Annotated in this window: 10 protein-coding genes and 1 pseudogene; 7 read left to right on the top strand and 4 right to left on the bottom strand. The window is 44.7% G+C overall.

Annotated elements, in window-relative coordinates:
* The 3 genes from FWJ59_RS05660 to FWJ59_RS05650 form a co-directional block, all read left to right on the top strand.
* A partial coding sequence (locus tag FWJ59_RS05660; protein ID WP_414481006.1) for a hypothetical protein occupies positions 1 to 234 on the top strand: 234 nt, incomplete at its 5' end.
* Between the two features lie 230 nt (positions 235 to 464).
* The gene (rd, locus tag FWJ59_RS05655) at positions 465 to 629 is read left to right on the top strand and encodes a rubredoxin (protein WP_414481005.1); all 165 of its coding nucleotides are present in this window, start codon (positions 465 to 467) and stop codon (positions 627 to 629) included.
* A 218-nt stretch (positions 630 to 847) separates the two neighbouring features.
* Positions 848 to 2,293, top strand: coding sequence for a tagaturonate epimerase family protein (locus tag FWJ59_RS05650; RefSeq protein WP_414481004.1), 1,446 nt, complete (start codon positions 848 to 850; stop codon positions 2,291 to 2,293).
* 98 nt (positions 2,294 to 2,391) lie between these two features.
* On the opposite strand, the pseudogene FWJ59_RS05645 reads toward FWJ59_RS05650, so the two are convergent.
* Positions 2,392 to 2,677: pseudogene (locus tag FWJ59_RS05645) on the bottom strand (peroxiredoxin); the annotation flags it as partial.
* On the bottom strand, positions 2,667 to 3,107 hold the full coding sequence (locus FWJ59_RS05640; RefSeq protein WP_414481003.1) for a Fur family transcriptional regulator: 441 nt from the start codon (positions 3,105 to 3,107) through the stop codon (positions 2,667 to 2,669). The pseudogene FWJ59_RS05645 and the gene FWJ59_RS05640, both read right to left, overlap by 11 nt.
* Positions 3,108 to 3,472: 365 nt before the next feature.
* On the opposite strand from FWJ59_RS05640, the gene FWJ59_RS05635 reads away from it, so the two are divergent.
* From FWJ59_RS05635 to FWJ59_RS05625, 3 genes are all read left to right on the top strand, one after another.
* Complete coding sequence (locus tag FWJ59_RS05635; RefSeq protein ID WP_414481002.1) at positions 3,473 to 3,712, top strand: FeoA family protein; 240 nt, start codon at positions 3,473 to 3,475, stop codon at positions 3,710 to 3,712.
* A gap of 16 nt (positions 3,713 to 3,728) precedes the next feature.
* On the top strand, positions 3,729 to 5,882 hold the full coding sequence (gene feoB / locus FWJ59_RS05630) for a ferrous iron transport protein B (protein ID WP_414481001.1): 2,154 nt from the start codon (positions 3,729 to 3,731) through the stop codon (positions 5,880 to 5,882).
* Positions 5,883 to 6,122: 240 nt separating this feature from the next.
* Entirely contained in the window at positions 6,123 to 7,547 is a 1,425-nt protein-coding gene (locus FWJ59_RS05625; RefSeq protein ID WP_414481000.1) for an aminopeptidase, read from the top strand.
* A 234-nt stretch (positions 7,548 to 7,781) separates the two neighbouring features.
* On the opposite strand, the gene FWJ59_RS05620 is transcribed toward FWJ59_RS05625, so the two are convergent.
* A complete protein-coding gene (locus tag FWJ59_RS05620) occupies positions 7,782 to 8,015 on the bottom strand; it encodes an HPr family phosphocarrier protein (protein ID WP_414480999.1) in 234 nt (77 codons plus the stop codon).
* Between the two features lie 252 nt (positions 8,016 to 8,267).
* On the opposite strand from FWJ59_RS05620, the gene FWJ59_RS05615 reads away from it, so the two are divergent.
* Entirely contained in the window at positions 8,268 to 8,438 is a 171-nt protein-coding gene (locus tag FWJ59_RS05615; protein WP_414480998.1) for a hypothetical protein, read from the top strand.
* 14 nt (positions 8,439 to 8,452) lie between these two features.
* Here FWJ59_RS05615 and FWJ59_RS05610 read toward each other — a convergent pair.
* The coding region (locus tag FWJ59_RS05610) for an MATE family efflux transporter (protein WP_414480997.1) at positions 8,453 to 9,837 on the bottom strand (1,385 nt) is incomplete at its 5' end.

The following is a 9,837-nucleotide window of genomic DNA, read 5'->3' as shown; positions in this document are numbered from 1 at the left end:
TTGGATGGCAGTCAAAAGGCCAAAGTATACGAAAACGATAATACTATCATTTCAGTTGTCGGCGTAACAGACGAGGGTATATATTTCACGGAATATGTAAACACATCTAAAGTAGGTTTATTCTTCGCATACAGTAAGCTAGAATTTGACAATTCTAATAAAGTGCAAATATATAACAAGTATGATTTCTACAAAGAATTGGAGTCAAAGGGCTTGGCAACAGGTGTATATTAAACGGGTTTATTCCACATATAGGGAACCATTAGCTTATAGAGAAAGAACAAAAAAGAAATAGCTGGTATTATTATGAGTAGTGGCTGGGGAGAATAAAAGAATAAAGATGAAATTGTTGTTTTAATAGCTAAACTGAGGGTAAATATTTTGTTGTAAAATTTCTGAGTTTGTATGGGGGGTAATTGCTGGAAAAGCGTGATTTACCACCCAAAATGGAAGGAGGAAGTGCTGTGAAAAAATATCAATGCACGGTGTGCGGTTATATTTATGATCCTGCAGTGGGGGATCCGGATGGAGGGATTGCACCAGGCACTGCTTTTGAGGATCTGCCAGATGACTGGGTATGTCCTGAGTGTGGCGTTGGAAAGGACATGTTTGAACCTTTGGACGAATGAGCGTATTAAGCTGTGGCCGGTTTCTATACCGGCTACAAATTTTTTGGCCAAGCCTTCATCTTGAACTGTGATCCCCCAATTTTGTAATTTAAAAGGTGCATTATGGTAAAATATATGGTAAAATATTTATTGTCTGGTGATTGGTGTATTCGCGTTTGGGGGCAATTAAAGGCTTAACTTAGAAAATCTTAATTCCATAGAAAGGGAAGATGGGGATGATGGATAAGGAAGTATTAACTCAACTCTCGAGCATACTTTCGCGACATTCATTTGTCTTATATCTCAATTCAGTGCGCAATTTGGGCCAGGACATCTATGTCTTTGTGGTCAAGGGTGATGTTGACAAAAAAATAGGCATCTTGAGCAAGAGGAATGTCCTGGGATTTAGGGATCCGTTTTTTGCCGAAGGCATCAAAATAGAAGGCACTTCTCTTTCTTTCAACCTATATCCGTTAAGTTTTGAAAATTATCTCGTATTGAAGGGCGAATTTGGCATTGCGCCAGTGCCATGCAAGGACAAGGCGTCCTTTGGTACCGGAGACAGGCTGGGTTTGGCTACTGCTGCGCATTTGGACGCCTTCAAAGGCTATGACATGTTTCCTGTGTTGGCACAGCAATCGCCCAGGGAGCTTGAGAAGACCCATAGGGATTTCAGGGATGTTCTTTTAAAGGCCGTTTTGGGCGTATTGGAAGCTGGTTACACTGGCGGGTTTGGTGCAGATGCTGACCATATTAAGGATGAGAAATACTTACTGGAAGCTGCAGATGCTGGCTATACCATGTATACCCTGGATGTAAGTGATATGTTGGGAACGGCAGAGGATATCTCTCCGGACAAGGTGGACCACATTTCGCAGCATAGCAAGGATATAGTGAAGGATTTTAGCGGTAAAACAATTTCTTTCGAAGGTGGAGTGTACACGGTAAAGGAGGAACAACTGTATAGGTCTGCCATTATTTATGAAAGAGCAATGAACTTTGTCGAAAGGGTTCATGGTTTGCTTAAGGGAAGGCTTAAGGCTTTCGATCTGGAGGTTTCTATTGACGAAGGGGATCGGGATACCACGGTGGAGGACCATATATTTGTGGCCGAGTATCTGCATAGGAAGGGGATAGATTTTTGGAGTCTGGCTCCAAAATTCCCTGGCTATTTTGAGAAGGCGGTGGATTACAGGGGGGATATGCAAAGATTTACGGTGGAGCTCAATAAGCACTGCGCTGTTGCAAGAATGCTCGGAGGTTATAGGTTGAGCCTTCACTCGGGTAGCGATAAGTTCAGCATATACAGGATTTTCAATGAGGCAACACAGCATAATTTCCACATAAAAACGTCGGGTACCAGCTGGTTGCAAGCTTTAAATGTGATACACCAAAAGGACAGGCAGCTTTTTAAAGAGCTTTATAGTATTGCCCTGGATAACCTAGAGGAGAGCAAAAAGGCGTATAAAATTTCCATCTACAGGCAAGACTTCCATGAAGGACTGGATCTGGATGACCCCAATACGCTTCAAAATCCAAAAGTAAAGCAGCTGCTGCACATATCTTACGGGGTCTTGCTGGATGAGAAACGACGGGAGATCTACAACGTATTGAACCAGCATGAGGCCGAGCACTACAAGTATATATCGGATAATATAAGAAAGCACTTGGAGCTTTTGAAATAAGGTTCTCTTTTTCAGCTGAACTTTAAGCTATACCCCACCGTGAATTGGCAATGCAGGCTGCGGTGTAAGTGGTGCAATATGCTTACAGGAAGCGGGATTTAGGCTTCTGCATTTTTTATCTTTTCTTTTATTGACGCTGGCTTCGTCTTTGGAACTATTACGTGGTCCTTGATTAAGTAGTTGTTGGGCCATTTCTCCGGCAGTGCCACGTCATATTTATCAGCTATTTGCAGAGCCTTGAGAGCTCGCGATATCTCGTTACATGATCAGCCGGATAATGCCCTTGTCATCCACTATGAATACTGCTCGCACCGTGTTGGTACCTTTTTCGGGATGAATCATTCCCAGCTGATTTGAGGCTCTGCCCAGTTCGTCAGCGATGACTAAATCTTCCTTCCTTTATTTTTTTACAATTTTGGCATACGCCATAAAAATTTATATCAATTTCATTGATGACAAACCCATTTAATTCCTTTGGCGTCGGGATCTTAGAGGAAAAGGGAAAATCAAATACTCGCTCGCATACGCGGCATTTAAAATGGCCGTGGAGGCAAGTGTTTATATCATAGCGAGCCACCTTTCCGTCGAGGGATATAACCTTTACAACTCCTTTGTCCGCAAACAAGTCCATGGTGTTGTAGACGCTGGTTTTGGAGATAGTGGGTATCTGGTCCAGCAAGCTTTTATAGATATCATCCGCTGTTGGATGTATGGGGTTATTGAGCAGATATTCCAGTATCTTAAGCCTTATGGTGGATGGCTTTATATCGTAATTGATGAGATATTCTTTAAGCTGATTGACGGTATTATACATCTTTTTCCCTCACCCTTTCATGGTTGTGACCAAGTTTTTGAGCACATGTTAGGTTGTCCCTGTTTTTTGTTCAAATATTGTTTCGATACACTTTTTACATTGATTGATACCCAAATGTAGCAAATTACCTTTCTGTCATTTTATGTTCCCATATTGAAGTCGCTTTTGCAATCTTTAGTTTTACAATAATTTTAACTTTGTAATAATTACAATTTTAATTATAACTCTACGGCTTGTCAACATATTTTTTTGGATTTTTATAAATTTTAAGGAGCAAGACGGGCACACATGGTACAGTTGGGGCATACATTAGCTCAAAGAGAAATTTTTGCTGCAAATTCCAATATGTCTTGGGAGGGCTGTGAATGGAGCTTATGCCATTGAATCTCCTCCCCATTGGTTACGCATCAAAGGTGAAACAGATAAATGCCCAGGGGGCTTTGCGGAGGAGGCTTATGGACCTAGGACTTATCCTTGGTACAGAAATTAAAGCTATACGCAAGAGCCTGTCAGGTGATCCCACTTTGTATGAGATAAGAGGAGCTATGATTGCACTCCGCTGCGAAGAGGCTTCCCAAATTTTAGTTGAGAGATTGGCTTTATAACCAGGAGGTGGCTTGTGTGAAACTGATAGGACAGTCCACCAGACTGGCTACAATACGTCGGATGCCTCAAGTGCAGATACAATCGTCCGATATCGTAGTTGCTTTGGCCGGCAACCCCAATACGGGGAAGAGCACTATTTTTAACAGCTTGACAGGGTTAAACCAGCATACAGGTAATTGGCCTGGGAAGACGGTTACCAACGCCTGTGGACGTTTTGCTTATAATGGAAAGAATTTCGTTTTGGTGGACTTGCCGGGTACTTATTCGCTAATGGCCAATTCGCCGGAAGAGGAGGTGGCACGGGATTTTATATGCTTTGGTGAGCCCCATGTGACGCTTGTGGTGGTGGACGCCACCTGCATGGAGAGAAACCTGAATCTAGTATTTCAGATCCTGGAGATGACGCCCAAGGTAGTGGTATGCGTAAATTTGATGGATGAGGCCAACAGAAAAGGTATTCAAGTGGACTTAAAGGGGCTTTCAGACATCCTAGGCGTGCCGGTGGTGGGTACTAGCGCGCTTAAAGGGCAGGGATTGGATGCACTGAAGGAAGCGGTGTGGGGCGTTGCTTGCGGCAGATTTAGTCTCAATCCCATCAGGCTGAAGTACCATGGGGCGATAGAACACGCTGTGAGTATGATTGAGCCACAAATAGGCCGTTTAATGGATGACTTGGGCCGCAACATAAGCAGCCGATGGCTGTCACTGCGCCTCCTTGAAGGGGACCAGATTATTGTAGAGGCTTTTAAACGCTACCTGGGGGTTGATCTCTTTGCTTCAACCAGCCTTAAAGAGGGGCTACACAAAACGCGGGATATGCTTATGGACCAGGGTATAACCATTGAACAGCTCAGAGATGAGTTAGTATCTACATTGATACGCAAAGCCGAAGAGGTAAGTAGTCGGGTGGTACATAGCAAAGCAAGTGCCATCGACAGCATAGATTCCAAAATAGATGATATACTTACGTCAAAGATATGGGGAATACCAGCCATGCTGGCGCTTTTGGGGCTCATATTTTGGATCACCATTGAGGGGGCAAATTATCCCTCACAGGTATTGGCCAAGGTATTTTTTCATCTGGGACAAAAGCTTGAGCAGCTTTTTGTGGCTTTTAATGCGCCTGCATGGTTGCGCGGCATATTGATAGATGGAGCGTATCGTACGCTGTCGTGGGTTGTGTCAGTGATGTTGCCCCCTATGGCCATATTTTTTCCCATGTTTACCCTGTTGGAGGACCTGGGGTATCTTCCAAGAGTTGCCTTTAACCTGGATAATTTCTTCAAGAAGGCGTGTGCTCACGGCAAACAGGCCCTGACCATGTGTATGGGATTTGGCTGTAATGCAGCCGGCGTTGTGGCTTGCCGAATAATTGATTCTCCCAGGGAAAGGCTTATCGCAATAATCACAAACAACTATGTTCCGTGCAATGGAAGGTTTCCTACGCTGATCGCTTTAGCTACTATATTTATTGCTGGAGGATTGGGAAGGTTTCAGACGATAACAGCTACCTTTGCGGTTATGGCCATGATCACGCTAGCAGTAATTATTACGCTCTTGGTTTCCAGGATATTGTCACGGACCCTTTTAAAGGGGCTACCTTCCTCATTTATATTGGAACTTCCGCCCTACAGGAGGCCACAGGTATGCAGGATTTTGGTGCGTTCGTTGATTGACCGTACGCTATTTATATTAGGCCGTGCTGTTACGGTGGCTGCCCCTGCCGGACTTGTCATATGGGTTATGGCCAATGTAAGCATAGGGGGGAATAGCCTGTTGGGACATCTTGCAGGCTTCCTTGACCCGTTTGCCCGTATGCTAGGGCTGGATGGGTATATATTAATGGCTTTCTTATTGGGGCTGCCAGCCAACGAGATAGTGATGCCCATAGTGCTCATGGGCTATATGTCAACTGGAACGTTGGTGGAACTCGACAGCTTAAGCGCTTTACGGCAGATACTGATGCAACATGGTTGGACTTGGTTGACTGCCCTGTGCACTATGTTGTTTTCCCTCAACCATTTCCCCTGCGGCACTACGTTGCTCACCATTTACAAGGAAACCGGCAGCCGGAAATGGACGCTGCTCTCGTTTGTGGTTCCTACCATTACCGGCATTGTCCTGTGTTTTGTGGTGGCCCAGACGGTTCGCTTGCTGGGGTTGGTTTGAGAATTTGCCTTGTTTTGAGTAAATTTTTGGGGTTTTTCCCTTATTGTTTATTTTAGTAAATTTTATTGCATATAGATGAATTATTTTTATAGAGATGATAAAATATTGAAAGAAGCATTTGGTAAATTTGCCAGCCACCCCATGGCTAGCTGTAGAGCATAAACTGCTTGACGGCAATTATAGCTACAGCCATTATAAATATTGTAAACTTTAAAAAAAAAGAAGGAGATGAGTTTTAGGATGGCTACCAATGAAAAGGGAAGTTTGGATTTGGTAAAGGTATACAAATATGCCTGGGATAAGTACAGCGATCAAGAGCTGGAGAGAGTATTTTCCTTTTGTGAAGGCTATAAAGCTTTTATGTCAAAGTGCAAAACCGAAAGGGAATGCGTAAAGGAGTTTATAGCGCTGGCCGAAAACCATGGCTACCGGAACCTTGAGGAGATCATGGCGCGAGGGGAGAAGCTAAAGCCCGGCGATAAGCTATATGCCAACAACATGGGCAAGATGCTGGCCTTGTTTGTTATTGGTAAGCAGCCGCTGGAAAAGGGTATGAAGATCCTGGGAGCTCATATAGATTCGCCCCGCCTGGATCTAAAGCAGAATCCGCTATATGAGGATTCTGGTTTGGCCATGCTTGAGACCCATTATTATGGGGGTATAAAGAAATATCAATGGGTTGCCATACCCTTGGCTATACACGGGGTGGTGGTTAAGAAGGACGGTACAGTCATCGATGTGGTGATTGGCGAGAAGGATGACGACCCGGTGGTCGGAATTTCTGACCTTCTAATCCATTTGGCTGCCGATCAGATGGAGAAAAAGCTCGCTAAAGGAATAGAAGGAGAGGACCTCAATGTATGTATTGGTAGTATACCACTGAAGTCCGATAACAAAGACGAGTCGGAACGGGTAAAGAAGAACATATTGCGCCTGCTTAATGAGAGATATGGGATAGACGAGGAGGATTTCGTGTCGGCAGAGCTGGAGGTTGTGCCAGCGGGCAGTGCAAGGGATTATGGCTTGGATCGAAGCATGGTCATTGCCTATGGACAGGATGATCGCGTATGTGCCTATACTTCCTTTGAGGCTCTCATGAGGGTGGAGAACCCTGAAAAGACTTGCATAGCATTGATGGTGGATAAAGAGGAGATAGGCAGTGTAGGAGCAACGGGTATGACATCGAGATTTTTTGAAAACACCCTGGTCGAAATCATGAACCTGATGGGGGATTATAGCGAGCTTAAGCTGCGGCGTGCTCTGGCTAATTCCAAGATGCTATCCTGCGACGTCAGCGCAGCTTTTGATCCCAATTATCCGTCGGTCATGGAAAAGAAGAATGCGGCCTATTTAGGGAAGGGCGTTACGTTTAATAAATACACCGGAACGCGGGGCAAGTCAGGCAGCAATGACGCTAATGCTGAATACATGGCCTATCTCCGTGCCATTATGGATAAGCACGGCATTACATGGCAAACTGCCGAACTGGGCAAGGTGGATCAGGGCGGCGGAGGAACCATTGCATACATACTGGCCGAATACGGAATGGATGTGATAGATTGCGGGGTCCCGGTTCTCAGCATGCACGCACCCTGGGAGGTTACCAGCAAGGCGGACATATATGAAGCCATGCGAGGATATTACGCTTTTCTTATAGAGGAATAAGGTACGGCGCAGCTGTCGTCCCTGGGGTTTTAAGGTGATTGATATTTTGCTCCTGTAACGCATCTCTATTGGATATTGGGAAATTAGGCTGCTTAATTTAGAGACGACTGGGCCAAGTTGGATTTTATCTTGATGTGCTCAAAAGAGAAATGGGCGGATTGCGCAAAGTAGTAGCGCATCAAGCTGAATGAAAAGGTATCCCTCTTTATCTTTCGTTCTGAAGGGATACCTTTTTCACTGAGATTGAAATGGCTTCAACTGAGCAATAAATTCTTCAGCATCCTCTCCCGAGGCCCACACCGTAACCGGTTTCCAAAGGGAGAGGGTTAGTATGCCCAGTATGCTCTTGCCATCTACTATGTGGTTATTACTCTTTACCTTTACATCGCAGTTGTATTTGGAAGCCAAGTTGACAAAATCACATACCTGGGTGAGCTTTTCAAGCTTTACTTCCCGCTCTACCGTCATACTGTAGCCCACCTCCTTTTCACTTAACAAGTTTATTCTTAGTTTCATATATTATATACCACTAAATTTGAAATTCAAATATCAATCTTATCCAAAGAATGGGCAGAAATTTTGTACAGGGATGATAAATCACGAAGAGGGGGGAAACAGGGATAGGGATGCAATTAAGGGGTACAATGGCTTTCTTCGTACGGTAAAATATTTATGATAAAATATTATTGTATGATTTTTGAAAGAAGAGGCGTAGCAATTATGCAGAGGCGTGTATTTATCACTTCTCTTATTATAGTGCTATGCGTGGTGGGGTGGGGCACCTATAAGCTTTTTTCCACTAAATCAGCTATGTACGACACCCAGCGTATACTGGTGATGGTCAATAGCACGGGAGAGGTCAAGGAGATTACCGACAGGGATATAATGTAGAAGCAGGTAGCCGATCACTGAACGCTCTTTGTGATCAGCTTTTTGTTTCTCCATCTGCCGGATAGATAGTAAGCGATGCTCATGGTCATGGAGATTATGGAGCTTATGGTTATGGCCATCCATATGCCATCCACCCCAAAGGCTTCGAATGTTGATAGATAGCGGGCTAACGGAATCCTTATAAGCCACAAGGATACAATTGAGAAGATCATGGTGGGCAGCGTATCGCCTGCACCCCTCAATATGCCATTGGTGACGAACATTAGGGAGAAGGGGATGTAGGAGATCCCCACAATTCTCAAGTACCTGCTGCCTATGTCTAGTACGTGGGGGGCGCTGGTGAAGGTATGCAGAATGGCTCTGGGGAAGGCCATGATCAATATGACGATTACAGCAGTGATGCTGGCTGCCAATATGTTGCCCCATTTGAATACCTCTTTAACCCTTTCGTGCTTTTGAGCCCCCAGGTTTTGGCCCGTAAGGGCCGATGTGGCCAGCCCAAGGGACATGGCTGGCATATGGGCAAACTGATCTAACCTGGAGGTGGCGCCAAAGGCTGCTACCGCATTAGAGCCAAACAAATTTATTATGCCCGTCATCATGGTCAATCCCATGGACACCACTATTTGCTGCATGCCAGCAGGTAGCCCTATTTTGATAAGCTTCCATACCAGCTCCCGATCTAGTTTAAAATTCCTAAAGTCGGGCTTGATAAGGTGGTTGCTTTTGATGAGAAATCTGAACGCCAAAAAGAATGACAGCGCCTGCGACAATATGGTGGCCAGAGCAGCTCCGGCGATGCCCATTTTGGGGAAGAAGCCAAACCCGAAGATGAGCAAGGGATCCAGTATGATATTAGTTATTGTGGCGATAATTAGAAATTTGACCGGCGTTTTGGAATCTCCCAGGCCGTTTAGTACCGAGCTTATCACGTTATAGCCGAATGTGAACACCAAGCCCAAAAGGTATATATTCAAATATTCCACTGCATAGCCCAGAATATCCTTGGGGGTATTCAAAAATATTAGCACTTTACGGCTGAAAATGAGCCCTAAGCCCGTGAATACAACGGCGGCTATACCTAAGAGAAAAAACGAGTTGTTTATGGTTTTTGAAATCATGTCTGTATCTTTGGCTCCTGCATACTGCGATACCAGGACAGAGGTGGCCATGGTGATGCCCATGACCATGGATATCAATACGAAAGTGATGGGAAAGCTTACCGATACCGCACCCAGGGCTTCTGGTCCCAAAAACTGACCTACCCATATGCTGTCTACCGTGTTGTAAAGCGCCTGAAAAACGTTGCCAAGAAGCAGGGGGGATGAAAAGGCTATAAGGTGCGTTACGATGCTTCCTTCTGTTAAATCTCTTCCTATAGTTTTCGACATGTCACTTT

This window comes from Caldicoprobacter sp. (assembly GCF_047459465.1).
Classification (GTDB): Bacteria; Bacillota; Clostridia; order Caldicoprobacterales; family Caldicoprobacteraceae; genus Caldicoprobacter.
Note: the sequence above shows the minus strand (reverse complement) of the source record. Positions and strands in the feature narration are given on the sequence as shown.

Bases quoted from the DNA above. Each gene is read 5' to 3' on its own strand.
- FWJ59_RS05650 (WP_414481004.1), top strand. From the start codon at position 848: ATGGATAAGGAAGTATTAACTCAACTCTCGAGCATACTTTCGCGACAT.
- FWJ59_RS05640 (WP_414481003.1), bottom strand. From the start codon at position 3,107: ATGTATAATACCGTCAATCAGCTTAAAGAATATCTCATCAATTACGAT.
- FWJ59_RS05635 (WP_414481002.1), top strand. From the start codon at position 3,473: ATGGAGCTTATGCCATTGAATCTCCTCCCCATTGGTTACGCATCAAAG.
- FWJ59_RS05625 (WP_414481000.1), top strand. From the start codon at position 6,123: ATGGCTACCAATGAAAAGGGAAGTTTGGATTTGGTAAAGGTATACAAA.
- FWJ59_RS05620 (WP_414480999.1), bottom strand. From the start codon at position 8,015: ATGACGGTAGAGCGGGAAGTAAAGCTTGAAAAGCTCACCCAGGTATGT.
- FWJ59_RS05615 (WP_414480998.1), top strand. From the start codon at position 8,268: ATGCAGAGGCGTGTATTTATCACTTCTCTTATTATAGTGCTATGCGTG.